This window comes from Novosphingobium sp. 63-713 (assembly GCF_001898925.1).
In the GTDB taxonomy this organism is placed as follows: domain Bacteria; phylum Pseudomonadota; class Alphaproteobacteria; order Sphingomonadales; family Sphingomonadaceae; genus Novosphingobium.
The window spans coordinates 584,127-609,358 of sequence record NZ_MKVS01000026.1 but is presented as its reverse complement, the minus strand read 5'-3'; the positions used below and the strand labels follow the sequence as shown (position 1 = coordinate 609,358).

The window sequence follows — 25,232 nt, the reverse complement described above, 5'->3', positions numbered from 1 at the left end:
GTGGCAATGGCGCCGCCCGGTCTGTTCCCCAAGGAGGGGGAAGCAGGCCGAGGCGGCTTTTTGCGTTTTACGCCCTGCCCCACAGAGCCCGCGCTGGCGCGTGACAAAACAGCCAACAGAACAGCAACCCGCCGGGGCGGGAACGGGAGAGCTTTGCCTTCGAAAAGGCAGATTTTCCATGAGGGGACGAGCCATGATCCGTTATCTGCTGACCGCCGCGCCGGTCGCGTTAATCGCCACGACTGCCGCCACGACTGCTTATGCCGCCGCGCCTGCGCCCAAGTTTGGCGATCCGGTGCCTTTTGCCGATGGCGCGATGACGTTTGACCCGATTGTCGATGCGCGGCTGCGCTGGGAAGATGTGGATGCCAGCACCAAGAGCGCCGATGCCGTGACGCTGCGCGTTCGGGCCGGGGCGGAAATCAAGCACAAGGCTTCGGGCCTCTCGGCGCTGGTTGAGGGTACGGGGACAGTGGCGCTCGATGACCATTACAGCGCCTTCCCCTATGCCAACCCCGCCAGCAGCCAATATCGCAGCGCGCAGGCCGTGATCCCCGATCCGCAGAACGCCGCCTTCAACCGTTTTCAGATCGCCTATCAAAAGCAGGGCATCGGCCTTACCGTGGGCCGCCAGCGGATCAATCTGGACGATCAACGCTTTGTCGGCTCAGTGGCCTGGCGCCAGAACGAGCAGACGTTTGACGCAGTGCGCGGCACCGTCAATGGCGGCCCGATTTTGCTGGACGCCACCTATGCGATCAGCCAGCGTTCGATTTTCGGCAATGATGGCGGCCCGCGCAAAGCCTATAACGGCCACTTCATCTTCCTCAACGGCGGGTTGAAGAACGCGATGGGGTCGATCAAGGGCTTTGCCTATATCCTTGATTACGACAAAACCGCCTTCTCGAACGCGGCGGCGCGCAGCACGCTGGACAGCTCGCAGACCTATGGTGTTCGCGGCAATACAGCGCCGATCAAACTGGCCAAAAACATCAATTTCGTGCTGACAGGCAGCTATGCCAACCAGCGCAATTACGATCGCAACGCCAAGACCTATAATGCCGACTATTACTTTGGCGAAGCTGCGCTCAATGTCATGAACACCACTTTCACCGGCGGTTATGAAGAGCTGGGCGCGGATCGCGGCGCTGCGGGCGGCACATGGTCATTCCAGACGCCCATGGCCACGCTGCACAAGTTCAACGGCACCGCCGACCTGTTCCTGACCACGCCCGCCAATGGCCTTGCCGACACCTATGTGGGCGTTGCGGGCAAGTTTCCCAAGGTCAAGGCCCTGCCCGGCCTGAACTATGGCGTGACCTATCACTGGTTCGGCAGCGCGGTGAACAGCCTGAAATATGGCGATGAACTGGACGCCCAGATCGGCTTCAAGATCAGCAAGGTCACATGGCTGGTCAAATATGCCGACTATCAGGCCAAGGGCTTTGGTGCGGACACCAAAAAGTTCTGGCTGCAAGCAGAATATTCCTTTTAAATCATATCACTGACCATAATCTTTCGCATCCGCACAAAACCTCTTGCAGATGAAACGCGATGCGGTAAGATACATCCATACATGCATTGGTTCCTCGCCCAGCGTCGGGCGGATTGACCGGAACCATCGCATACCATCCAACATATGCGTGGCAACGAAGCCGCATCGAACCGTCCCAACGGATGGCTTCGTTGCGGCTTTTTTCTGTTTGGCGCGCAAAACCCAGGAGTGCCCGAGGTGAATGCCCCCAACCTTGTGAAAATCCCCGAAGGCGATTTGCGCGAAAGGCTTGTTGTGGTCGGCAACGGCATGGCCGGTTGCCGCGCGGTGGAGGAAATTCTCGCCCGCGATGCAGACCGCTTTGCCATCACGATCTTTGGCGCCGAACCGCGGGTGAACTATAACCGCATCATGCTCTCGCCGGTTCTGGCCGGTGAAAAGCAGTTTGACGACATCGTGATCAACACGGCCGAGTGGTATGTCGAAAACGACATCACGCTGGTTTCGGGCGATCCGGTGGTGGCGATTGATCGCGCCGCACAGAGGGTCACGAGCGCTTCGGGTCGCATCGAGGCTTATGACCGCCTGTTGATCGCCACCGGCTCTGAACCCTTCATCATCCCGGTGCCGGGCAAGGATCTGTCGGGCGTGGTGTCTTTCCGCGATCTGGATGACGTGGACAAGATGCTGGCGGCGGCGGCCAATGGCGGCCATGCGGTGGTGATCGGCGGGGGCCTGCTCGGGCTGGAGGCGGCCCATGGCCTGTCGCTGCGCGGCATGGACGTAACCGTGCTGCACCTGATGCCCACGCTGATGGAGCGTCAGCTCGACGAGGCCGCTGGCTGGTTGCTGAAGAGCGAGCTGGAACGCCGGGGCCAGACGATCCTGACCGGGGCCGATACCGCCGAAATTCTGGGCCAGGACGGTAAGGTCGTCGGCGTCAAGCTGAAGGATGGCCGCGAGATCCCCGCCAGCATCGTGGTGATGGCCGTGGGCATCCGCCCTTCGACCGCGCTGGCGCGTCAGGCTGGCCTCGAAGTCGAACGCGGCATCATGGTCGACGATCACATGGTGACCAGCGACCCGGCCGTCATGGCGGTTGGCGAATGTGTTCAGCATCGCGGGATCTGCTATGGTCTGGTCGCCCCCTTGTGGGAAATGTGCCGTTCGCTTGCCGATGCGGCGGTGGCCGCGCCCACGGGCTATACCGGCTCGGTCACCTCGACCAAGCTCAAGGTTTCGGGGATCGACCTGTTCTCGGCCGGTGATTTTTCGGGCGGGGCCGATTGCGAAGACATCGTTATGCGCGACGCCGCGCGCGGCGTGTACAAGCGCGTGATCGTCAAGGAAAACAAGCTGGTCGGCGCGGTGCTTTACGGCGATACCGCCGACGGATCATGGTATTTCGACCTGCTCAAGCGCGAGGAAGATGTTTCCGACATCCGCGAAGCCCTGATCTTCGGTCAGGCCTTTGCCCAAGGCGGAGGCGCCCTCGCGGACCCTAATGCCGCCGTTGCCGCCCTTTCGGACGATGCCGAAGTGTGTGGCTGCAACGGCGTAACCAAGGGAACCGTTGTATCGACCATCAAGGGCGGCGCCTGCAGCCTCGACGCTGTGCGCAGCCAGTGCAAGGCCTCGGCCTCCTGCGGCTCGTGCACGGGCCTTGTGGAAAGCCTGCTGAAACTGACGCTGGGCGACGATGTGAAGTCGGGGCCGAAAACGCTCTGCAAATGCACGACCTTCAGCCATGACGATGTGCGCCGCCTGATCGTGGAAAAAGAGCTGAAGGCCATTCCGCAGGTCATGCAGGAGCTGACGTGGAAGACGCCCGATGGCTGCGCTTCCTGCCGCCCTGCCCTCAACTACTATCTGCTCTGCGCATGGCCGGGCGAGTATGTGGACGATCAGCAGAGCCGCTTCGTCAACGAGCGCATGCATGCCAATATCCAGAAGGACGGCACCTACTCGGTGGTCCCGCGCATGTGGGGCGGTGTAACGACCCCCGACGAATTGCGCGCCATTGCCGACGCCGCCGACAAGTATCAGGCCCGTCTGGTCAAGGTGACCGGCGGCCAGCGCATCGACCTGTTCGGCATCAAAAAGGAAGACCTGCCCGCGATCTGGGGCGATCTGAATGCCGCCGGGATGGTGTCGGGCCATGCCTATGGCAAGTCGCTGCGCACGGTCAAAACCTGCGTCGGTTCGGAATGGTGCCGCTTCGGCACGCAGGACTCGACCGGCCTTGGCATCAAGGCCGAGCAGATGACCTGGGGTTCGTGGATGCCTCACAAGTTCAAGATCGCCGTCTCGGGCTGCCCGCGCAATTGCGCCGAAGCCACGATCAAGGACTTTGGCGTGATCTGCGTGGACTCGGGTTATGAACTCCATGTCGGCGGCAATGGCGGCATCCATGTCCGCGCCACCGATCTGCTGTCCAAGGTGACGACCGAGCAGGAGGCGCTCGATGTCTGCGCCGCCTTCATCCAGCTCTACCGCGAACAGGCATGGTATCTGGAACGCACCGCGCCATGGATCGAACGCGTCGGCCTCGATTACGTCAAGGCTCAACTCTTCGACGACCCCGAAGCTGTGGCCAAGCTGGCCGAGCGCTTCCATTACTCGCAACAGTTCATGCAGGACGACCCATGGGCGCGCCGCGCCGCCGGCGAAGACAGCGAACTCCACCAGCATCTGGCCGAGTTCCGCCCCTTTCCCACCCCCCTCTCCACTGCGCAATTGAAGGAGGCCGCAGAATGATTGGCGACTGGATCGATATCGGGCCGACCACGCAGATCAGCCCCGGCAATGCCCGTACCCTGCCGGTGCAGGGTGGCGAGGAGATCGCTATATTCCACACGCTGGACAATCAGTTCTACGCGCTGGTCAACAAGTGCCCGCACAAGCACGGCCCCCTCTCGCAGGGCATCGTGCATGGCAATGTCGTGACCTGCCCGCTGCACAGCTGGAACATCAGCCTGAAAACCGGCGAGGCGCTGGGCGATGACAAGGGCTGCGTGCCCACCATCCCCATCCGCGAGGATGCCGGGCGGCTGTACCTGAAGCGCGACGCGCTGGTTTCGGCCAAGGCGCCGGAGGCCACGGCATGAACAAGGCGGCGATCCGCACCACTTGCGCCTATTGCGGCGTTGGCTGTGGCATCGCCGCTCAGGTGGCGGCCGCGCCTCGGCAGGCAGGAGTGCCGGGGGAGCGCGCCGTCACCATCCAGGGCGACGGTCAGCACCCCGCCAATCACGGCCGCCTCTGCTCCAAGGGCACGCATCTTGGCGAGACGGTGGCGCTGGAGGGGCGTTTGCTCGCGCCCATGATCGGCGATCAAACGGTCGGCTGGGACGGGGCGCTCGATGAAGTGGCCGATCGGATGCGCGAGACGATCGAGGCCCATGGCCCTGATGCGGTCGCCTTCTATGTCTCGGGCCAATTGCTGACCGAAGACTATTACGTGGCGAACAAGCTGATGAAAGGCTTTATCGGCAGCGCCAATATCGATACCAATTCTCGCCTCTGCATGGCCAGTGCCGTTGCCGCCCACAATCGCGCCTTTGGCGAAGACATTGTGCCCGGCAGCTACAGCGACCTTGAAGAGGCCGATCTGATCTTGCTGGTGGGCAGCAACACCGCATGGTGCCACCCGGTGATCTGGCAGCGGATGGAAGCGGCCCGCGCCGCGCGCGGTACCAAGATCGTCGTGATCGACCCGCGCCGCACCGAAACCGCCGAGCAGGCCGACCTGCATGTGGCGCTGGCCCCCGATGGCGATGTGGCTTTGTTCAACGCGCTGCTGGCCGAGATGCACAAGCGCGGGCTGACCGATGATGCGGCGCTGAATGTGCCGCTGGGCTTCTGGGCGGGCCTGCCCTGTGATCCGTGCGTTCCGGCCGAACAATTCGCCGCTCTGGCCGATCTGGTCGCTGCCCATCCGCGTATGGTCACGCTGTTCTCGATGGGGGCCAACCAGTCCTCCAGCGGCACCGACAAGGGCAATGCGATCACCAATCTGCACCTTGCCATGGGCCGCATCAACCAGCCCGGCGCCGCCCCTTTCAGCATGACCGGCCAGCCCAATGCGATGGGCGGCCGCGAGGTGGGCGGGCTGGCCAATATGCTGGCCTGCCATCTGGGTTTTTCCGACGCGGAATTGCGCGATGTGGCCGGTTTCTGGAACACCGCCAACATCTGCTCCGGCCCCGGCAAGAAGGCGGTGGACATGTTCCGCGCCATTCATGATGGGTCGATCAAGTTCCTCTGGGTGATGGCCACCAACCCGGCGGCCTCCATGCCCGACGCCGGTTTCGTGCGCGAGGCGCTGGCGCGCTGCCCCACGGTGGTGGTGTCCGAGGCGATTGCCGATACCGACACCGGCCGCTTTGCCCATATCCGCCTGCCCGCCCACGCATGGGGCGAAAAGGACGGTACCGTCACCAATTCCGAACGCCGCATCAGCCGCCAGCGCACCCTTTTCCCCGCCCCCGGCGAGGCCAAGGCCGACTGGTGGATCATGGGGCAAGTGGCCGCGCGCATGGGCTGGGGCGATGCCTTTGCCTATGATCGCCCGGCGCAAATCTGGCGCGAATATGCCGCGATGACGGAGCTGGCGGTGCGCTATGGTCGGCGGCTGGATCTGCGCGATCATGCGGCGATTTCCGATGCCGATTATGATGCGATGATGCCCTTTCAATGGGGCGGTGATTATCCGCTGGCCGATGGCTACAGCACGCCCGATGGCCGTGCGTGGCTGATTTCGGTGCGCCCGCCCGCGATGGCGGCAATTGATCCGGCCTATCCGCTGCGCCTCAACACCGGGCGCTATCGCGACCAGTGGCACACGATGACCCGCACCGGCTATGCCCCCACGCTGGCCCAGCACCGGCGCGAGGCTCTGCTCGAAATTCACCCCGATGACGCGATGCTCTATGGGCTGGACGATGGCGGTTTGGCCCGCGTGGCCACGGCCAATGGCGCCTCGGTGTTTCGTATAGGGGTCAGCGATGGCCAGCGGCGCGGCGACATATTCGTGCCGATGCACTGGACCGATGTGATGGCGGGCGGCGCACGCGCCAATCTCCTGCCCGCCCAGCGTGTGGACCCGGTTTCGGGCCAGCCCGCCTTTAAGAACACGCCCGCAAGAGTGGAACCGGTGGCCCCCGAATGGCGCGGGTTCCTCCTTCTCAAGGAACCGGCGGCGCCTGAAGGGCTTTTGTTCTGGAGCCGGTCGCGGGTCAAGGATGGCTGGCTTTATGAACTGGCCGGGATGGGCTCGGTCGAGGTTGACGCGCTGTTGCCCGCCGGTGAGCGGTTGGAGGTCGCCGACCACGTTCGCGGGATGCGCCGCATCGCGGTGCGCGGCGATGATGCGGCGCTGGCGGGCGCGCTCTTCGTCACGCGCGAAGGCACCCTGCCCGCCCGCGCATGGATTGCCGAGCAATTGGGCGCGGATGGCGAGGCCACCGAATGGCTGGCCGCGCGGCCCAGCACGCCTGCCCCCGATCGCGGCGCGATTGTTTGCGTCTGTCACGGCGTGGGCGAAAAGGATATTGAGGAAGCCATCTGCGCGGGCGCGTGCAGCGTGGCGGCTATTGGCGAAGAAACGCGTGCGGGCACGAATTGCGGCTCTTGCCGCCCGGCCTTGGCGCGCATGTTGGCAAAAATGATGGAGGCGGCGGAATGAGCCACGATTTTCCCGCAGGTATGGTCTGGCTGGTGGGCGCAGGCCCCGGCGATCCGGAATTGCTGACGCGCAAGGCCGAAAGGCTGATCCGCGCCGCCGATGTGGTGTTCTATGATGCGCTGGTTGGCGAAGGCGTGCTGGCGCTGGTCCGTCCGGGCACACGGATGGTCAGCGTGGGCAAACGTTCGGGCCGCCACAGCAAGGCGCAAGGTTCAATCAACGACCTGTTGCTGGAGGCCGCATTGGCGGGCCAGCGCGTGGTGCGCCTGAAGGGCGGCGACCCTTCGGTCTTTGGCCGCAGCGCCGAGGAGATCGAGCATCTGGCAAAGGGCGGCGTGGTGGCCAAGGTCTGCCCCGGCATCACCACGGCCAGCGCGGCGGCGGCCAGCGCGGGCGCCTCGCTGACGCTGCGCGGATCGGCGCGGGGCATCACCTATGTCACGGCCCATCTGCGCGCAGGCGAACCATTGAAGCTGGATTGGGCGACGCTGGCAAGCGAGAGCCAGACCGTTGGCGTCTATATGGGCCGCGCGGCGGCGGGCGAGATCGCGCGTGGGCTGATCGCGGCGGGGCGCGATCCGGAAACTCCGGTGATGGTGGCGGTCAATGTCTCGCGCCCCGATGAACGCCTGATCCGGGGCAAGCTCTCGGCGCTGGCTTTCCTGGTCGCCACGATCAGCGATGATGACCCAACCCTTCTGCTGATTGGCGAGGCGGTGCGAGCGCCCGATTTCACTCCGGCGGCGATGGAGCACTTTCACATTATTGCCAATTGAGCCCGACGCGCCGATGGTTGCGGACGGAGCGAATCCGATACGCAACTCTTGATGGCGGGGTGTGCCATGAAAACCATCGGTCTTTGTCTTGGTCTGTTGATTGCCGCGCCCGCTGTGGCGCAAGGCATGGGGGGGGATCGTGCCGATCTGGCCCAGCGCCTTTCGCAGGCCGATGCCGATGGCAATGGTCAGGTGACGCGGGCTGAATTCCTCGCCTATCGCGCCGGGCAATTCGCGCGGTTTGACCGCAATGGCGACGGGTTTGTGTCGGGCGATGATGTGCCGCGCCTGCTGGCCGGCCATTTCGCGCCCCGGTTGCAGGCGATGCTCCAGCAATTCGACGCCAACCATGATGGGCGGATCAGCCGCGAGGAATTCGTCAACGGACCGGCGCGCAGCTTTGATCTGGCCGATGCCAATCATGACAATGTCATCACCGCCGCCGAGATGAAGGCTCTGAACGACAAAGGCAAAGCCGCGCGCGGGGGATAAGCGCATGGTTGCCGCGGGGCGATGATATGCGCTACCAAGGATCATGACCCGTTCCCGCAGCCAGCGTAATGCGCCCACGATTGCCGATGTCGCCCGCCATGCCGGTGTTTCGCCGATGACGGTTTCGCGCGTTATCAATGGTGAAGCGGCGGTGCGCCCGGCCACGCGCGAAAAGGTGGAGGCCTCGATTGCGGCGCTGGATTACGCACCATCGGCCGCCGCGCGGCAATTGGCCGGTGGCGAGGATACGCGCATTGCCCTTGTTTATTCAAACCCTTCCTCGGCCTACCTGTCGGAATTTCTGATGGGCAGCCTCGACCGCGCCAGCAGCCTCAATGTGCAGTTGATGGTCGAAAAATTCGGCGAAGAGGCGAGCGTGTCCGAGATGGTCGCCCATTTGCGGCGCGGACGGATCAGCGGGATCATCCTGCCCCCGCCTCTGTGTGAATCCGAGGCAATGCTGACGGCCTTGGCCGCAGAGAGCATTCCGGTGGTGGCGGTGGCGCCGGGAGTTCCGCGCGAGGATGTCGCCTCGGTGTGCATCGACGATTTCGCGGCGGGGCGCGCCATGACCAGCCACCTGATCGCGCGCGGCCATCGCAGGATCGGTTTTATCAAGGGCAACCCTGACCAAAGCGCCAGCGAGCGCCGCTATCAGGGCTATCTCGCCGCTCTGGCCGAGGCAGGATTGGCCCCCGACCCGGCCATCATCGCCCAAGGCTATTTCACCTATCGCTCCGGGCTGGAGGCCGCCGCCTCGATCCTGGCCGCGCCCCAGCCGCCCAGCGCGATCTTTGCCAGCAATGACGATATGGCCGCCGCCACGGTCGCCATGGCCCATGCGAAGCGGCTGGATGTGCCGGGCGATCTGTCGGTCTGCGGTTTTGACGATACGCCGCTGGCCACGACGATCTGGCCCGAATTGACCACCATCCACCAACCGATCAGCGATATGGCGCGAGCGGCGGTGGAGATGCTGGCCCGGATGGTGCGCAGCAAGAAACTGGCTCCGGCCCATGAATGGCTGGATTTCACGCTGATCCTGCGGCAATCCGATGCCGAGGTGGTCAAAGGCTGAGAGCGCTCCTGATCGTGCCCGCATCCTGATCGGTCGGGCGCCACGGCCCGGCCATCGCCCCCTTCGGCGCGAAGAGGCCATGGACGGGATCATCGCCCTTTGCCACTTCGCTCAATTCGGCAGCCCTTGGGTCATCGACGGGGCCGTTTTGGCCGCGCAGGTGTTTGATCCAGGCGGCGATGGCCGAGAGGATCGCGGGGCAGGATCGGCCCTGCGCCTGATTGGCGGCCAGGGTGGCGAGCCAGCGCTGGGGGATCTTCTGCGAGCCGTCCATCGCGATCTGGATCAACCGGTGGTTGAGCGCGGGATTGTCGAAGCGCTCGATCAGCGCGGCGGCATAGGCGGCAAGGTCCATGCCCTCGGGCGCGGGAATGGTGGGCGCGGCTTCCTCGCGCATCAGGCGCAGCGCCATGGCGCGCAAGGCGGGATCGCCAACTGCCTGATGAACATAGGTATATCCGGCCGCCAACCCGCAATAGGCCAGCGCCGAATGCGCGCCGTTGAGCATCCGCAGTTTCGCCGTTTCATAGGGCGCCACATCGCCAACGATCTGCGCGCCCACGGTTTCCCACGCCGGACGCGGCCCTGCAAAACTGTCCTCGATCACCCACTGGCTGAAAGGCTCGGTCATCACCACGCCTTCGTCGCGCAGGGCCAGCAGGCCCTCGACCTCGGCGCGGTCAGCGTCCGTGGTCGCGGGCACGATGCGGTCAACCATGCTGCACGGAAAGGTGCAATGGGCCGCGACCCAATCCACCAGATCGGGATGATGCGCGGCCAGATACTCACCCATCAGGCGTTTGAGCTGATGCCCATTGTCCGCCAGATTGTCGCAGGACAGCAGCGTCAGCCCGCCGATCCCCGTCGCCTTGCGCGCGGCCAGCGCTTCGGCCAGCAGCGGATAGAAACCGCCCGCTGCAAGGGTAAGATCAAGGCCCCCGTCCGCCTTGCGGCAATAGCCCTTTTCGGTCACGGTGAACGTGACGATATGGGTGGTCGGAGCGCTCAGCAACGCTTTGATCCGCGACGGTTTTTCCGGCGCGACGATCACCTCGGCCACGCTGCCGATCACGCGCAATTTCGTCCCCTCGCCCGATTTCTCGGCCAGCGTGTAGAGCCCGTCCTGCGGGTTCAATTGCTCGCCAACGGTGGGGCTGCGCAGCGAAATGCCCGCGATCAGCCAATCTCCATTATGGCCCTCCATCGCGCGATCCGTGTACCACGCCTGATGCGCGCGGGTGAAGGCGCCAAGCCCGAAATGGACGATGCCGATGCTCTTGGCCGCCCGATCATAGGCGGGTAAGGCGGCATTGTCGGGCAGGTTCTGTGCGGAAATCCGGCTCACAGCTTATAGGCCTTTTTCACCAGATTATAGGTCAGGTCCTGTGCCAATTCGGCGGCTTCCCAATCGGCCATCCGGTGTTCGACCACCATTTGCGCCAGGAAACCGCAGTCGATCCGCCGGGCCACATCGTGGCGCGCCGGGATCGAGAGGAAGGCCCGCGTGTCATCGTTGAAGCCGACGGTGTTGTAGAAACCGGCCGTTTCGGTCGTCGCGTGGCGGAAGCGGCGCATCCCTTCGGGGCTGTCGTGGAACCACCATGCCGGGCCGAGCTTCAGGCAGGGATAATGCCCGGCCAGCGGCGCCAATTCGCGGGCATAGGTCGATTCATCGAGCGTAAACAGGATGATGGACAGGCCCGCCTCATTGCCAAACACGTCGAGCAAGGGCTTCAAAGCGTTGACATAATCGGTGCGCATCGGAATATCGGCGCCCTTGTCGCGGCCGAAATTCTCGAACAGGCTCCGGTTGTGATTGCGGAAAGAGCCGGGGTGGATCTGCATCACCAGCCCGTCCTCCAGGCTCATCCCCGCCATTTCGGTCAGCATTTGCGCGCGGAACAATTCGGCATCGGCGGGTGTAAACGCGCCCTTGGCCACGCGGTCGAACAGCGCCTCCGCCTCGGCCGAGGACAAGTTGGCGGTCTGCGCGGTGGGGTGGCCGTGGTCGGTGCTGGTCGCGCCATGGGCGGCAAAAAAGGCGCGGCGCCGGCGATGAGCAGCCAGATAGCCCTGCCACGTCAGGCAATCCTCGCCGGTTATCTCGCTGAAACGCTTGAGATTATCGCGGAAGCCTTCGAACTCGGGATCGACCACCGGGTCCGGGCGATAGGCGGTGACCACCCTGCCCTGCCAGCCACCGGCCTTATTCTCGGCCATAATCGCGCCATGATGCGCCAGATCATCGAGAGGGCTTTCGGTCGTCGCGATCACCTCGATATTATACCGATCGAACAGCGCGCGCGGGCGGAACGCGTCGGTCGAAAGCTGCTCGGTGATCGTATCGAAATAGAAATCCGCCGTCTCGGCGCTCAGCATCTCGCCCATGTCGAAGACCTCGGAAAACACCCAGTCCGACCACATGCGCGAGGGCGTGCCACGATACAAATGCCAGTTTTCCGCCAGAATCCGCCATGCCTTGCGCGGATCATACGTCGCCTTGGCAGCGCCGATGCCCAGATCCTCCAGCGCCACGCCCTGCGAATAGAGCATCCGGAACAGATAATGATCCGGCCGCAGCAGCAGCTCGGTCGCATTGCCAAACGTCTCGTTCTTCGCAAACCAGCTCGGGTCCGTATGCCCATGCGGGCTCACAATCGGCAGGCCCGCAACGCTGGAATAAAGCTCGCGCGCCACAGCGCGAACGCCGGGATCAGCAGGAAACAAACGGTCGGGGTGCAAGTCCAAAGGACGGGGCATGGTTGGAAAATCAATCCTTTAACGCGGTGAAACGGAAATTGCGGAAACGCGCCTCGCCCTTGCCCGCCGCATAAAGGCCGGGTTTGAGCGCCAGAAAGCCGCCGCGCACATTGTGGTGATAGCCCGACACTTCCATGCCGCGATCAAAGCGGTGCCAGGTCTGGCCACCGTCGCTGCTGGTATGGATGGCGATGATGTGGCGGCGGTTGGTGATGCGCATCCGCAGGCGCTGGCCATGGGTGTGTGCGGGGCGGCCGCGCTCCATGCCATATTGGTGGGTAACGAAGCGGTCCTTGTCGAAACCGAGCCCGGCATAGAGCCGGTCGTCATAGAACAGCACGAGGCCAGCCGTAGTCCCGGGATCAATTTCGATATCGCATTCAAAGCGATAGGACGTGTCGCCTGCTGTCAGCAACAAAGGCGAACCATCGACCGGAGCATTGCCCTTGGCGGTCAGATGCAGCACGCCATCGGCCACCCGCACCCGCGCCGCCTCATCACGAGCGGGACGGAAAAAGGTCCATTTGCTGCCCAAAGCCAACGGTGCGGAAAAATCGTCCGACAGCGCCATGCCATGGGGCAGCGCCTGCCCGCCGCGCGGTTTGGGCAAGGGGCGTGAAAGATCGCCGCCCGTCATGCGCGGCCAGCCATCCTTGCCCCAAACCACGGGATCAAGCAGGCATTGCCGCCCCAGCGTCCAGAAATCCGCGCGATAGCCGTGATAGACCGCCCACCACGACCCATCGGGCGCGTCGACCAGCGAGGCATGGCCACGACACCACCACGCCTCTTTGTCCGAGACGGTGCGCACCAGCGGATTGCCCGGGTGATGCTCCCACGGGCCATGGATCGAGCGCGAGCGCGCGGCGATCACCATATGGCCGGTCGGCGGGCCAGCGGTGCCGCCAACCGCGGTCAGCATATGGAAATAATCGCCGTGGCGCAGGATCTTGGGGCCTTCGGGGCTGAAGCCCTCGACGTCCCATGTGTCGGGATAGCGCCAAGGATCATAGACATGCTCTGGCGATCCGGCCAACGAGAGGCCATCATCGGACAGGCGCACCCGGTCGCCGCCCGAGAGGAACAGCCAGCGCGAGCCATCCTCACCCACAGCATGGCACGGGTCGATATGTTTGGGCAGACCGAGCGGAACCGGATCGCTCCACGGCCCGTCAATATGGTCGGCCCAGATGACGAAAGTGTCATTCTGCTCGGCCTTGACCGGGATGTAGAGGAAATAGCGGCCTTTATGCTTGACCAGACTGACCGCCCAGACCGCGCCGATATTGCGGAACAGCGCGGGCTTGCGCGGTTGCCAGTTCACCAGATCGCGCGAATGCCAGATCGTCAGGCCGGGATAGGCGTCAAAGCTGGAAAAGGTCATGTAATAATCCGCGCCATCGCGCAGGATCGCCGGATCGGCCCGGTCGCCCGACAGGATCGGGTTCAGAAAAGTGCCATTGCCCAGATCAGGCGCGGCCTGATTGTCGAAGCCCGGCGCGGGGGCGGCCTTAGCCTGCGCCGACAGTCCGGCCAGCGTCGTCAGCCCGCCCGCCAGCAAGGCTGCGCGGCGGTCAATTGTAAAGCTCATGCCTGTTTCACCAATCCCGTTGTCTGCGCCCAATTCAGCCAGAGCTGGGGCCAGATTGCGACGGGCTTGCCCGCCGCATTGCGCAGGCCAAAGCCATGGCCGCCCAGTTCGAAAAGATGGCATTCCACCCTTGCGCCCTTGGCCTTCAACGCATCGCGCAGCGCCAGTGTATTGCCCACCGGCACGGCCGGATCATCCTCGGCGTGGAGCAGGAAATGCGGGGGCGGGGTGGCCGGAATGTTGCGGTCGGGCGAATGGGCCGCCTCCTGCGCCGCGCTGGGATGATCGCCCAGCATTTCACGACGCGATCCGGCATGGGCCAGAGGGGGCGTCATGGAGATGACCGGATAGATGGGCGCGGAACAGAAAGGCCGCGCGGGCAAGGCATCCACCGCATCCATGGGCGCATAGACCGCCGCATCAAAACGCGAGGACAGGTCGGCGCACAAATGCCCTCCCGCCGAAAAGCCCATGGCCGCCACGCGGGCCGGATCAATGCCATATTGGCCCGCGCGGTGACGGATGATACGGATCGCGCGTTGGGCGTCAATCAGGGCCGTATCGGGGCCGCTCGCCCATCCCTCGCCCGGCAGGCGATAGAACAGGACGAAACATGTAAAGCCGCGCGTGGCAAGCAAGCGGGCCATTTCATAGCCCTCGCGGTCGATCACCACGCGGACATAGCCGCCGCCCGGCGTGATCAGCACCGCCGCGCCATTGGGCTGTTTCGGACGGAACACCACCATGCGCGGATGGGAAATGCCGTGGATTGCGCGATCGGGCAAAGCGGGATCTTTCGACCGCTCCACGATTTCCTGGGCGATCGGGTGCAACTGCCCCGGCCCCACCTTGTTTGGCCAAAGCGAGATCACCTCAGGCGCATCGGGCAGATCGTCAGACGGGGTGGCAGGCGGAGAGGCCATCATTCCCTCCGCCCGCCATGAGGCTGCCCCCGCCAACAGGCCGGATGCCAGAAGCGTCCTGCGATCCATAATCATCGAACACATCCTTTATCCGGCCCCATGGGGGCAGAAGTCTTAGTATTTCCAGCGCGCACCGAACTGGATCGTGCGGCCGAAGTGGTTGTTTTCATAGTTACGCGTCGCGCTCGCATCGGTGTAGCGATAGCGATAGGTGTCGAGCAGGTTGTTGCCGTCGAGCGAGAGTTCGACGCTGTCGGTCAGCTTGTAGCGCACCGCCGCGTCAAAGCTGGTATAGCTGCCGTAGCCTTCAAACACGTTGCCCGTGCCGCTTGTGCTGTCGTTGAACGGCCCGCGATAGCTGAGCATCCCGCGGATGCTGAACTTGCCGTCGTCATAATAGAGCGTGGCGTTCCATGCCGTCTTGGACACGTTGAGCAGCGTTGCCGGATAGACCGCGTTCACACCCACCAGCGTACAGGCCGACGTGGCCGTGGCGCGGGTGCAGGCGCTGGTGGCCGGACCGGTGATCGTGTAATTGGCGTTCGACTTGATCAGCGTTACGTTGCCCTGAAAACCGATATTCTTCAGCTTGCCGGGCAGGAACTTGAACGGCATCTGCAATGCCAGCTCCATGCCCTGCAGACGGGCGCCGCTGCCGTTCACATTGGCCGTGATCTGATAGATCTGGTTCGGGTCAAAGTTGATATAGGCAGGCGAGCTGGTCGGCAGCGCGCTTTGCGGCAGGCCGGTCGAGGCAAAGGTCGCCGCATAGCTGGACGAGATCGGGAAGCTGGCGATGTCTTTCTGGAACACGGCCAGCGAGATCACCGACTGGGGCGCGAAGTAATATTCAACCGCCAGATCGTAATTGGTGGCGCGATAGGGGTCGAGCTGCGGGTTGCCATAGCTGATCTTGTAATTGAACCCGTCGATCGAGCCGCCCGGCGTCAGATTGCCCAGCGTCGGGCGCGTCAGCACCTTGGCATAGGCCGCGCGGATGATGACCTTGGGATGCGGATAAAAGGCAAGATTGGCCGAAGGCAGCCAGTCGCCATAGCCGCGCTGCACCGTCACGCTGTTGCCCGAAAGGATGCCGGTCGATTTCTGGCTGGTATAGGCATAACGCGTGCCCATGTTGCCGCCAAATTCCAGACCGAGCAGACGGCCCTTGAAATTGGCCTCGAAATAGCCGCCCGAGGTGGTTTCCTGAACCGAACGCACGTTGCCGCTGTCCAACGTGGGGGTGCGGCTGTAAAGCTTGGTAAAGGCCGTGGTGGCGGGCAGGTTGGCCACGATCCAGCTGCTGGTCGTGCCCGCAGGCTGGCCCGCATTGCCCAGATTGACCGTGTCGACCATGCTGCTGGTCAGCGGGAAGCCATAGGTGGTCGACGAACAGGTCAGCGTGCCCAGCACGAGGTCGGAACCGCTGTTGCCGCAAACCGCGCTGTCGCGCAGATAGGCCACCGAGTCAAAGTTGAACCGGCGCCAGACGCCGCCCGCCTTGATCGTGAAGCCTTCGGCCACTTCCCAGTTCACATTGCCCTGCACCGTCTTGAAGCGGTTGGTGACATTGGAAGGACGGTCGCGGATTTCGGCCAACTGGAACTTGGACGGATCGGTCACGCTGTCGCCATAGGAAATGACGGGCGAGGCCATGTTGCGGTAATCATAGGTGAAACCATTGGCGCTGCGGTTGTCGAGCAGCATGGTGGTTTCCAGCGGAATATCCGCATCCGACTTCGAAATACCGCCCAGGATCTTCACCTTCAACTTGTCGGTGATGTCCTGATCCAGCGTCGCGCCGACCTGATAGAAGGTGGTGTTCGACTGGCGCAGGTAATGTTCGGTGCGGACATAGGCGTGGTTGAACGTGGCCGCGACCATATTGTTGTTCGCGTCATAGACCGGATTGACCACGTCGATCGACTTTTCATTCGAACGGGCCAGCACTTCGAGCCACTTTTCCTCGCGGTTTTCCTTGAAGCGCGAGAAGAGCACGTCAACAGAGAGCTTGGTGTGGTCGCTGGGCTTGAACTGGATCGAGCCGGTCAGGCCCAGACGCTCGCGTTCATGGCTGATTACGCCATAGCGCGGAATGCGCGGGTGAAACGACAGGCTGGCCTGATCGCAGGTGCTGCTGGGGCGATAGCTGCCGGTGTAATTGGTGGGAACGCCGCCCGTGGCGCCGGGCACCGAGTAGAAGCAGTTCGTGCCGTTGACGGAGTTGAAATAGGCCTGAGCCCAGCGCACCGAATTGTTGCCCAGCTCCAGCGTGCTGGTCTTGGAATAGGCGGCCGAGATATTGGCGCCGAAGGTGCCTTCATCATTGCGCCAGCTCAGCAGGCCCGCCAGACGGGGGCCGAGGTTCTTCGAGAGGTCGTTATAGCTGCCCTGAACATTGGCCACGGCGGTCAGCCCGGCCTTGCCGCCCAGCGGGTTGCCGGTGTTGAGATCCACCACCGCGCCCAGCGAGCCTTCATCGAGCGAAGGTTCGGCAGTTTTGTGGACGACCAGATTGGTGAAGAGTTCCGAGGCGAAGACGTTGAAATCGAACGAACGGTCGCGGTTGGCGCTGGCGCCGTCGGACGAGGTGGCCACGGTTTCAAGACCGTTCACCCGAACGCGGGTGAATTGCGCGCCAAGACCGCGTACCGTGATCGCGCGACCTTCGCCGCCGTCGCGCTGGATCGAGATGCCGGGAATACGCTGAAGCGATTCGGCGAGATTCTGATCGGGGAACTTGGCAATGTCTTCGGCCACGATGGCGTCAACGGCGGCCACCGAGTTCTTTTTCAGATTAAGCGCGGCCTCCAGCGAGCGGCGGAAGCCGGTGACGACAATGGCTTCGGGCGCGGGCGCATCGGCGCCGGGCGCTGCAGGCGCGGTCTGCGCATAGGCGGGCGCGGCCAGCGCGGTGCTGGCGGCCAGAGCCAGACGCAAAGCTGTAAAACGTGTGACGGTATGAGGCATTATAACTCCCCCTTAAACTCCCTGCGGGCGGCGATGCGCCCCACTCCTCAATCCATGCCCCAAGGGATTGCTACCGGTGTCATAAGAAGGAAACGCGAATCGCATTTCCACCGCCTTTTGCATCCAGATCCCTGCCCATTGGGGCCAATTTATTCTCACAAGATGTTGCTGATCAACGTTTTTAATTTCCGTCGAAGGGAAACCCTTGTCCGATTTGGTAACCGGTGTCATAAGTCTTGGCATGAGGCCCCGGCCTCTGTCAAGAACCACCAACAACGAAGCCCCACAGGAGAGGCCCCGGTGACATTTTTGCCCACCCCCGCTATTCGTCATGCCCGCTTTCTGTTGGCCGCCGCGCTTTTGCCGCTGGCCGCGCCCATCTGGGCCGAAACGCCCAATGCCCCTGCCCAGGCCAGCTTTGCCCATCCCGCCGATCCCACCAAGGGCGGCGCCGGCGGCCGCATCATCCGCGTGACGACTCTGGCCAAGGACGGGCCGGGATCGTTCAAGGAGGCCATCGAGGCCAAGGGCCCGCGGATCGTCGTGTTCGAGGTGGGCGGCGTGATCGACATGGGCGGCACCGAACTGGTCATCAAGGAACCCTTCCTCACCATCGCCGGGCAGACCGCGCCCTCGCCCGTCACGCTGATTCGCACCGGCATCGACCTGCACGGCCATGACGTCATCATCAGCCACCTGCGCATCATGACCGGCGCGATGGACAAACCCCATTTCTCGGGCTGGGAACCGGACGCGTTTTCCACCGTGGCCGCGCATAATGTGGTGATCGAACATTGCAGCTTCATGTGGGCCATCGATGAAAACATGTCGGCCAGCGGCCCGCGCTTCACCGGCAAAACGGTGCAGGACTGGCGCGCGGGCACCAGCCATGACGTTGTTTTCCGAGAAAACCTTGCCGCCGAAGGTCTGGCCTTTGCCAGCCATTCCAAGGGCGAACATTCCAAGGGTTCGCTGATCCATGACAACACCACCAACATCAGCTTCTACCGCAATGTCTGGGCGCATAATGTCGAACGCAGCCCGCTGGTGAAGGGCGGCGCGCAGGTCGCTATGGTCAACAACATCATCTATAACCCCGGCCACCGCGCGGTGCATTACAACCTGATGGCGCTGGAATGGGCGGGCCATGACTATGTCACCGGCGAAATCACCGCAGTGGGCAATGTCATGCGCGGTGGCAACCAGACCGATCCGGGCCTGCCCTTTTTGATGCTGGGCGGCGATGGCGATCTGGCCTTTTACGGCAAGGACAATCGCGCGGTGGACCGCCATGGCAACGCCCTGCCGATGTTCGGTCGCTATGGCGAGACGAAGGCCAAGCTGATTACATCCGACAAGCCACTGGCCAAGCTCGATGGCTATACGATCTTGCCCTCCGGCGAGGTGGAGACCAGCGTTCTCAACTCGGTGGGCGCGCGGCCTTGGGATCGCGATCCTCAGGACATTCGCGTGCTGTTCTTTGTGGCCGAAGGGCGGGGCGACATTATCGACGATGAAAAGCAGGTCGGGGGCTATCCCCACACCGCCGAAAAGCGCGCGCCTTTTGCCGAGGCGGCCTGGGACCTGACCACGATGACGCCCAAGAACGGTGCCTATCCGGGCCAGAAATTCGGTCCGCAGGAAAAGCTGAGCGATCGCGACAAGGCGATGCGGCAGGGCGGCGTCTGATGCTGGCGGCGCTCTTGCTGGCCGCCGCGCCCCCGATGGCAATCATCGACGAGCGCGACGTGATGCGACGCGAAGCCGTGCCGCATGGCGCCATCGGCATGTCCACCGCATGGCGGATCAGCGATGCCGCGCCGCAACCTCGCCGGATGGAATTCCGGCGGCGCACGCTGGATGTGGGGGCCGCCATCGGCCTCCACATCATCGCCCATGACGAGGTGTATTATGTCCTGTCGGGCGAGGGAGCTGTGGAAAGCGACGGCCAGAAAGCCGCGCTGAAACCGGGTATGACCGCCTATCTCTATGACGGAGCGAATGTCAGTATCCGCCAGACCGGCAAGGAGCCGCTGGCGCTGATTATCACCTATCCGGTAAAGCCTTAACTGCCCGGCCCCTAACTTCCCGGCTGCACATAGGGAGCGGTGGCCCACATGGCCCGCTCCCACCCGCGCGGATCATTTTCCACGCGCGGATTTTCGCTCATCAGCATCGTCGCGCGGGTCGGCAGACTATAGGACGTCCAACTCCCCTCACCCGTTTTCGCCAGTTTTGCAAAAGCGTCCTGCAGCGTGTCGCGCGTCGCCCTCGCGCCCGCATCCCTACCGCTGAAACTGCCCGGCGCATCCAGCGTGCCAAAAACATAGGGAATGTCATCAGTATGGGCGGCCCCGCGCAACGGATCGATCGGCGAACGGCGGGTCAGGCAATAGACCCAGGTTTTCTGCGCGCCCGCTGCAGCCCGCGCGTCGGCCTCGATGACTTGCCCCGGCCAACTGCGCCCCGCCGTGGTGGCCGCATAGTAGATTTGTTCGGGGCTCCATTCAGGGTGATGACTGCGGTATTGTGCGACCACATAGGCCGGATCGAGGTCAATCTTGACCTCGGCCGCCATGCGTACAGCGACATTTTCCCAATTCAGCCCTCGCAATTTCGGCCCGCGCGGGTCAAGAAAGGCCCGCGTTTCCTCGATCACATTGCCAAGGATCATCGGAATATCCAGCGATTGGGGCGCTGCGTCAGGCCAGAACGGATGGCGCGGCAGATTGGTCATATCCAGCACCGGCCCGAAATAGGCGGAACCGCCCATGATGGGATCGGTGGCGCCCAACCCTTCGACAAAGCGCTCGATAGGCAGATGGCGCAAAGCCTCGGCATCGCCCTGCGCGATTTTGAGGCGATCGAAAAAGGCCCGCGTGCGCTCCCAAGCATGGGCGGGGCCGCTGGCGACAACCTGCTGGCCGCTCATCGTGGCGGCGGAATGGAACAGGCCCCGCGCGGCAGGCATCGCCATCAGCGTGGCGATCTTGGCCCCTCCGCCCGATTGGCCAAAGGTGAAGATACGCGAAGAATCGCCGCCAAAATGATGAATATTTTGCCTGATCCATTGCAGGGCGCAGATCAGGTCAAGTTGCCCAAGATTGCCGCTGTCAGCAAATTGCGCGCCCAAAGGCTGCAGCCACAAATAGCCCAACGCATTGAGCCGATGGTTGACCGTCACCACCACCACATCGCCCTGCTCGCCCAGATGATGGCCATGGGTCAGCGGATCGGTGACGCTGCCGGTGGTATAGGCCCCGCCATGGAAATAAACCATCACGGCACGGGCGGCCTTGGTGTTCGCCTCGGGCGTCCAGATGTTGAGGAACAGGCAGTCCTCTGACTGCGGCTGATCCTTCATCCCGCGCTGGGGACAGATCGGGCCAAAGCTGTGGGCCAAGGTGGGCTGAGTGGCAAAAGGCTCGATCTGCGGGCGCGCGAAACGGGCCGCGCGGGCGTAGCGTATGCCCTTGAACGCCAGCACTTCGCCCTCTGGCAGGCCCTGATAAGCGCCCGCCTGAACCTTGCGCCGGCCGGCCAAGGCGGGCGAGGCGATCAACGCCGCCGCGCCGCCAAGGACAGTTCGGCGCGTGGCCCTACCGCCGGACATCGCCGGAATTGCCGGTAAAGCTGTCGACTTCGGCGCGCGGCAGGCGGAGCCAATCGCCGTGGAGTGAATGTTTGAGGGCATTCATGGCGAGGCCGAGCTGCGCCATTTTCCTGGCATCGCCGCCCTCCAGCCAGCCCGTCAGGACACCCGCCGCAAAGGCATCGCCCGATCCTACACGGTCGATGATATCGGTGATCTCGATTTCCGGCGTCTGATGCCGATCCTCGCGCAGATCGACGCGGGCCGAAAGGCGGTGGTGGGTCTGGGTAATCGGATGGCGCGCGGTGCTGGCCATGACCTGAAGGTTGGGAAAGGTGGCGAAGGCAGCCTCGACCGCCTCGCGCCGCCGTTCCGCGCCATCGCCGGAGAAAGGCTTTTGCAGCAGCAGTGTCATGTCGCGGTGGTTGCCGAACATGATCGTCGCGTCGGCCAGCAATTCCAGCAGGATCTCGCGCGGATTGCTGTCCCACGCGCCCCACAATTTCTCGCGGAAATTGCAGTCGAAACTGACCGGAACACCTGCCGCACGGGCCGCCCTGATCCCGGCGCGGGCGAGGTCCACACCGCCCGGGCCAAGCGCGGCGGTGATGCCGGAGATGTGGAACAGGCTTGCGCCATCAAGCGCGGCGGCGAAGTCGAATTCCTCCGGCCGCGCAGTGGCAAAGGCCGAACCGGCGCGGTCATAGGTGATTGCGCTGGGCCGCAGCGAACCGCCGACTTCTAGGAAATACAGGCCCATACGGCCATCCCGGCGCACGAAATGCGCGACATCGACGCCTGCGCCCGCCAGCGCCGCGCGGGCCTTGTCGCCCAGCGCATTGGCTGGGACTTTCGACACGAACCGCGCCTGATGCCCCATCGCCACCAGCGCGACGCCAACATTGGCCTCCGCCCCGCCGATGGTCAGGTCAAGCGATTGCGCATCGGCAATCACCCGCCCCGCAGGCGTGGCGAAACGCAGCATCACCTCGCCGAAACAGACGACAGGGCCAGAACGATCCTTGGTCATCGCGCCAGCCAACCGCCATCGACGGCCAGCACATGGCCCTGCACATAATCGGCAGCATTGCTGGCCAGAAACACCGCCGCGCCGCCCATATCCGCCGGGCTGCCCCAGCGGCCTTCGGGGATGCGCTCCATGATCTGGCGGTTGCGGGATTCGTCCGCCTGCAAAGCCGCCGTATTGTTAGTGGCGATATAGCCGGGCGCGATGGCGTTAACATTCACGCCCTTGCTCGCCCATTCGCAGGCCAGCAGCTTGGTCAGCCCCGCTACGCCCGATTTGGACGCGGTGTAGCTGGGCACGCGGATGCCGCCCTGAAACGACAGCATCGAGGCGATGTTGATGATCTTGCCGCGCTGGCCGGTGTCGGCATGATGCGCGATCATGTGGCGACCGGCGGCCTGCGACAAAAAGAACACCGATTTGAGATTGGTGTCGACCACCGCGTCCCAGTCTTCCTCGGTGAAATCCACGCTGTCATTGCGGCGGATAATCCCGGCATTGTTGACCAGAATGTGCAGCCCGCCCAACTTCTCCACCGCCTGCGCCACGACATCGCCCACCGGGGCGATGGTCGAAAGGTCCGCGCCGATGATCTCGGCCCGGCGCCCGGCATCGCGCACCAGAGCGGCGGTTTCCTCCGCAGGCGTACGGCCCACCAGCGCCACATCGGCCCCGGCCTGCGCCAAAGCCAACGCAATCCCCTGACCGATGCCCGTATTGGCACCGGTCACCACGGCCACGCGGCCGGTCAGGTCAAAGCTCATCATGGCCTCACTTGAGCTGGCAAATGTCGAGGACCTTCATGTCGGTATAGTCGAGGTTTTCCCCGCCCATCGCCCAGATGAAGGCATATTTCTTGGTGCCCGAACCCATGTGGACCGACCACGGGGGGCTGATGACGGCCTCTTCATTGCCGATCACGATGTGGCGCAGGTCTTCGGGCTGGCCCATGTAATGGAACACGCGGTCGGCCTCGGTGGGCATGTCGAAGTAGAGATAGATCTCGCTGCGGCGGTCATGCAGGTGCGGCGGCATGGTGTTCCACACGCTGCCTTCCTCCAGCACGGTCAGGCCGAGCAGGAGCTGGGCGCTCTCGCAGACGCCGGGGATGACGAGCTGATAGATCGTGCGCTGGTTCGAATTGGCCAGATCGCCGCGGGCCAGCGGGTTCGCCTGATCGAGCGTGATGTGCTTGATCGGGAAGGCTTTATGCGCCGGGACGCTGGCGATGTAGAAACGCGCGCCTTCGCCCTCGAAGATTACCTCACCCGTGCCCATGGGGACGTAGAGGCATTCCTTGTTGCCCATTTCATAGCGCGTGCCATCGACCGTGATCGCGCCCGGGCCGCCGATGTTGACAATGCCCGCCTCGCGGCGCTCCAGAAACGGATGGCCCGCAGCGGAGGCAGGTTCGCTCTGTTCGGGCAGCTTCAGCGGCTCCTTGCCCGGCACCGCTCCGCCGATCACGAAGCGTTCGTTATGCGAATAATTGAGGTTCACTTGCCCCTCGACAAACATGCCCGATACCAGATAACGGTCGCGCAGTTCATCATTAGAAACACATTCCATCATGTCGGGATGTGTGGCATGATAGGTCTTGCTGAACATGGGTAGCTCTCCCGGCAAAGATTTGGTGCCGTCCGGCACATGGTTGATTGCTTGGTAGCGGGTTTTGGTAACCGGTGTCAATAACAGCCAAACATGACTTTTTGCAGACAGGCAAGCGGCCTGGATCAGCCCTTGAGCGGCGCTGTCGAGGCCCGTTCGACCAGTTCGGAACGGAAGAAAGACTTGTGTTCGGCCGCCCTCTCCGGCTGGATCAGCTTGAAAGCCGCCGAACGCGCCATCGCCCGGATCGGCCAGCGCACCGTGCTGAGCGGAGGCCAGATATGCGCGCCGATCGGCGTATCGTCGAAGCCCAGAATCGAGAGCTGGCGCGGCACTTCCAGCCCCTGCTCCAATGCGGCGTGGAGCACGGCGGCGGCCATCTCGTCATTAGCGGCAAAGATCGCGGTCGGGCGCGGATTTTGGCTCAACACCTGCTTGGCGGCGGTATAGCCCGAATCGAAAGTGTAATTGCCCGATGCCCGCAATTCGTCAGGCAGGCTCAGACCGTGCGCCAAAAGCGCCTCACGCAACCCCGCCTCACGCTCGCGCGCCGAGCGGAAGCCATCAGGCCCCGCAACATGGCCGATGCGTGTGTGTCCATCGCGAATCAGCTTATCGACCGCCTCGCGCACGGCCTCGCGGTCATTCGATTCGACCAGGTGCTCTTCATCATCCAGCCGCGCCGAGCCCATCCGCACATAGCGGCAGCCCAGTTCGGCGCAGAGCCGGGCCACTTCGTCATTTTCAGAAACCGGTGGCAGGACGTAAATGCCGTAAAGCCGCTGCTGCTCGATGAAATGGCGGATATCGTCGAACAGATGCGGGCTCTTGCGGTCCACCGGGCGCACGACCAGCGCGAATTCGGTGCCCTTCATCGCATCCAGCATGCCTTCCTGAACCGACAGGACCATCTGCGCATTGGGGTTGTCGTGGATCAGGCCGATCAGGAAATTGCGCCGCAAAGCCAAGGCCCGCGCCTGCGGATTGGGCACATAGCCCAGATCGCGGATCACCGCCGTCACCTTGTCGCGCGTTGCATCGTTGAGCAAGGGCGAGTTGTTGATCACGCGGCTGACGGTCTTTTTCGACACACCCGCCAGGCGCGCCACATCATTGATCGTCGGCTTGGGCTCACGATTGGCCACGTTGTTCCCACCTCTCTGGCTCGTCTGCACTTTTGCTGCCTTGCCCTTGCATGATGAAGGGCGCAAGCAGGAGACTGATTGACACCGGT

Annotated in this window: 19 protein-coding genes; 9 read left to right on the top strand and 10 right to left on the bottom strand. The window is 63.4% G+C overall.

Going from position 1 to position 25,232, the window contains the following annotated elements; translation table 11 throughout:
- Window positions 1-193 precede the first annotated feature (193 nt).
- The 7 genes from BGP00_RS13735 to BGP00_RS13705 all read left to right on the top strand — a co-directional run bounded on the left by BGP00_RS13735 (window position 194) and on the right by BGP00_RS13705 (window position 9,527).
- The gene (locus BGP00_RS13735) at window positions 194-1,495 is read left to right on the top strand and encodes an alginate export family protein (protein ID WP_292693703.1); all 1,302 of its coding nucleotides are present in this window, start codon (window positions 194-196) and stop codon (window positions 1,493-1,495) included.
- A gap of 237 nt (window positions 1,496-1,732) precedes the next feature.
- Window positions 1,733-4,252 carry a nitrite reductase large subunit NirB gene (gene nirB / locus BGP00_RS13730; protein WP_292693700.1) on the top strand — a complete coding sequence of 840 codons (2,520 nt, stop codon included), beginning with the start codon at window positions 1,733-1,735 and terminating at the stop codon, window positions 4,250-4,252.
- The gene (gene nirD, locus BGP00_RS13725; protein WP_292693698.1) at window positions 4,249-4,602 is read left to right on the top strand and encodes a nitrite reductase small subunit NirD; all 354 of its coding nucleotides are present in this window, start codon (window positions 4,249-4,251) and stop codon (window positions 4,600-4,602) included. The genes nirB and nirD overlap by 4 nt, the downstream gene beginning before the upstream one ends.
- Window positions 4,599-7,181: a molybdopterin-dependent oxidoreductase gene (locus tag BGP00_RS13720; protein ID WP_292693695.1), complete on the top strand. Its 2,583-nt coding sequence runs from the start codon at window positions 4,599-4,601 to the stop codon at window positions 7,179-7,181. Before nirD ends, BGP00_RS13720 begins: the two co-directional genes overlap by 4 nt.
- Window positions 7,178-7,957, top strand: coding sequence for a uroporphyrinogen-III C-methyltransferase (cobA, locus tag BGP00_RS13715; RefSeq protein ID WP_292693693.1), 780 nt, complete (start codon window positions 7,178-7,180; stop codon window positions 7,955-7,957). The genes BGP00_RS13720 and cobA overlap by 4 nt, the downstream gene beginning before the upstream one ends.
- A 66-nt stretch (window positions 7,958-8,023) precedes the next feature.
- Window positions 8,024-8,449, top strand: a complete 426-nt coding sequence (locus tag BGP00_RS13710; RefSeq protein ID WP_292693690.1) for an EF-hand domain-containing protein — start codon at window positions 8,024-8,026, stop codon at window positions 8,447-8,449.
- Window positions 8,450-8,492: 43 nt separating this feature from the next.
- Window positions 8,493-9,527, top strand: coding sequence for a LacI family DNA-binding transcriptional regulator (locus BGP00_RS13705; RefSeq protein WP_292693688.1), 1,035 nt, complete (start codon window positions 8,493-8,495; stop codon window positions 9,525-9,527).
- Here the strand turns inward: BGP00_RS13705 and BGP00_RS13700 are convergent.
- Genes BGP00_RS13700 through BGP00_RS13680 form a run of 5 tightly spaced genes read right to left on the bottom strand, consistent with a single transcriptional unit; the run spans window position 9,517 to window position 17,771 of the window.
- Complete coding sequence (locus tag BGP00_RS13700; RefSeq protein WP_292925759.1) at window positions 9,517-10,872, bottom strand: mannitol dehydrogenase family protein; 1,356 nt, start codon at window positions 10,870-10,872, stop codon at window positions 9,517-9,519. The two genes, BGP00_RS13705 and BGP00_RS13700, sit on opposite strands and share 11 nt — an antisense overlap.
- Window positions 10,869-12,287 carry a glucuronate isomerase gene (uxaC, locus tag BGP00_RS13695; protein WP_292925758.1) on the bottom strand — a complete coding sequence of 473 codons (1,419 nt, stop codon included), beginning with the start codon at window positions 12,285-12,287 and terminating at the stop codon, window positions 10,869-10,871. Before uxaC ends, BGP00_RS13700 begins: the two co-directional genes overlap by 4 nt.
- A 10-nt stretch (window positions 12,288-12,297) precedes the next feature.
- The gene (locus BGP00_RS13690) at window positions 12,298-13,878 is read right to left on the bottom strand and encodes a family 43 glycosylhydrolase (protein ID WP_292689702.1); all 1,581 of its coding nucleotides are present in this window, start codon (window positions 13,876-13,878) and stop codon (window positions 12,298-12,300) included.
- Window positions 13,875-14,876 (bottom strand): alpha/beta hydrolase, encoded by a 1,002-nt coding sequence (locus BGP00_RS13685; protein WP_292689701.1) that lies wholly within the window; start codon window positions 14,874-14,876, stop codon window positions 13,875-13,877. The genes BGP00_RS13690 and BGP00_RS13685 overlap by 4 nt, the downstream gene beginning before the upstream one ends.
- A 39-nt stretch (window positions 14,877-14,915) precedes the next feature.
- A complete protein-coding gene (locus BGP00_RS13680; protein WP_168605291.1) occupies window positions 14,916-17,771 on the bottom strand; it encodes a TonB-dependent receptor in 2,856 nt (951 codons plus the stop codon).
- Between the two features lie 378 nt (window positions 17,772-18,149).
- Between BGP00_RS13680 and BGP00_RS13675 the strand changes: the two genes are divergently transcribed.
- Both BGP00_RS13675 and BGP00_RS13670 read left to right on the top strand, forming a co-directional pair.
- Window positions 18,150-19,460, top strand: coding sequence for a pectate lyase (locus BGP00_RS13675; RefSeq protein WP_292689717.1), 1,311 nt, complete (start codon window positions 18,150-18,152; stop codon window positions 19,458-19,460).
- The gene (locus tag BGP00_RS13670) at window positions 19,460-19,840 is read left to right on the top strand and encodes a cupin domain-containing protein (protein WP_292689700.1); all 381 of its coding nucleotides are present in this window, start codon (window positions 19,460-19,462) and stop codon (window positions 19,838-19,840) included. The genes BGP00_RS13675 and BGP00_RS13670 overlap by 1 nt, the downstream gene beginning before the upstream one ends.
- An 11-nt stretch (window positions 19,841-19,851) precedes the next feature.
- On the opposite strand, the gene BGP00_RS13665 is transcribed toward BGP00_RS13670, so the two are convergent.
- The 5 genes from BGP00_RS13665 to BGP00_RS13645 all read right to left on the bottom strand — a co-directional run bounded on the left by BGP00_RS13665 (window position 19,852) and on the right by BGP00_RS13645 (window position 25,143).
- Complete coding sequence (locus BGP00_RS13665) at window positions 19,852-21,384, bottom strand: carboxylesterase family protein (RefSeq protein ID WP_292689699.1); 1,533 nt, start codon at window positions 21,382-21,384, stop codon at window positions 19,852-19,854.
- On the bottom strand, window positions 21,371-22,393 hold the full coding sequence (locus BGP00_RS13660) for a sugar kinase (RefSeq protein ID WP_292689698.1): 1,023 nt from the start codon (window positions 22,391-22,393) through the stop codon (window positions 21,371-21,373). Before BGP00_RS13660 ends, BGP00_RS13665 begins: the two co-directional genes overlap by 14 nt.
- Window positions 22,390-23,157 carry a 2-dehydro-3-deoxy-D-gluconate 5-dehydrogenase KduD gene (gene kduD, locus BGP00_RS13655; RefSeq protein ID WP_292689697.1) on the bottom strand — a complete coding sequence of 256 codons (768 nt, stop codon included), beginning with the start codon at window positions 23,155-23,157 and terminating at the stop codon, window positions 22,390-22,392. The genes BGP00_RS13660 and kduD overlap by 4 nt, the downstream gene beginning before the upstream one ends.
- Window positions 23,158-23,161: 4 nt before the next feature.
- On the bottom strand, window positions 23,162-23,998 hold the full coding sequence (gene kduI, locus BGP00_RS13650; RefSeq protein ID WP_292689696.1) for a 5-dehydro-4-deoxy-D-glucuronate isomerase: 837 nt from the start codon (window positions 23,996-23,998) through the stop codon (window positions 23,162-23,164).
- 125 nt (window positions 23,999-24,123) lie between these two features.
- Window positions 24,124-25,143: a LacI family DNA-binding transcriptional regulator gene (locus tag BGP00_RS13645; RefSeq protein ID WP_168605285.1), complete on the bottom strand. Its 1,020-nt coding sequence runs from the start codon at window positions 25,141-25,143 to the stop codon at window positions 24,124-24,126.
- Between the last annotated feature and the right edge of the window lie 89 nt (window positions 25,144-25,232).

Excerpts from the sequence above, each read along its gene's own strand:
- BGP00_RS13670 (WP_292689700.1), top strand. The coding sequence starts at position 19,460 with ATGCTGGCGGCGCTCTTGCTGGCCGCCGCGCCCCCGATGGCAATCATC.
- nirD (WP_292693698.1), top strand. The coding sequence starts at position 4,249 with ATGATTGGCGACTGGATCGATATCGGGCCGACCACGCAGATCAGCCCC.
- BGP00_RS13735 (WP_292693703.1), top strand. The coding sequence starts at position 194 with ATGATCCGTTATCTGCTGACCGCCGCGCCGGTCGCGTTAATCGCCACG.
- BGP00_RS13720 (WP_292693695.1), top strand. The coding sequence starts at position 4,599 with ATGAACAAGGCGGCGATCCGCACCACTTGCGCCTATTGCGGCGTTGGC.
- BGP00_RS13705 (WP_292693688.1), top strand. The coding sequence starts at position 8,493 with ATGACCCGTTCCCGCAGCCAGCGTAATGCGCCCACGATTGCCGATGTC.
- BGP00_RS13685 (WP_292689701.1), bottom strand. The coding sequence starts at position 14,876 with ATGATTATGGATCGCAGGACGCTTCTGGCATCCGGCCTGTTGGCGGGG.
- BGP00_RS13710 (WP_292693690.1), top strand. The coding sequence starts at position 8,024 with ATGAAAACCATCGGTCTTTGTCTTGGTCTGTTGATTGCCGCGCCCGCT.
- uxaC (WP_292925758.1), bottom strand. The coding sequence starts at position 12,287 with ATGCCCCGTCCTTTGGACTTGCACCCCGACCGTTTGTTTCCTGCTGAT.
- kduI (WP_292689696.1), bottom strand. The coding sequence starts at position 23,998 with ATGTTCAGCAAGACCTATCATGCCACACATCCCGACATGATGGAATGT.
- BGP00_RS13660 (WP_292689698.1), bottom strand. The coding sequence starts at position 22,393 with ATGACCAAGGATCGTTCTGGCCCTGTCGTCTGTTTCGGCGAGGTGATG.
- BGP00_RS13665 (WP_292689699.1), bottom strand. The coding sequence starts at position 21,384 with ATGTCCGGCGGTAGGGCCACGCGCCGAACTGTCCTTGGCGGCGCGGCG.
- BGP00_RS13690 (WP_292689702.1), bottom strand. The coding sequence starts at position 13,878 with ATGAGCTTTACAATTGACCGCCGCGCAGCCTTGCTGGCGGGCGGGCTG.
- kduD (WP_292689697.1), bottom strand. The coding sequence starts at position 23,157 with ATGATGAGCTTTGACCTGACCGGCCGCGTGGCCGTGGTGACCGGTGCC.
- BGP00_RS13680 (WP_168605291.1), bottom strand. The coding sequence starts at position 17,771 with ATGCCTCATACCGTCACACGTTTTACAGCTTTGCGTCTGGCTCTGGCC.
- cobA (WP_292693693.1), top strand. The coding sequence starts at position 7,178 with ATGAGCCACGATTTTCCCGCAGGTATGGTCTGGCTGGTGGGCGCAGGC.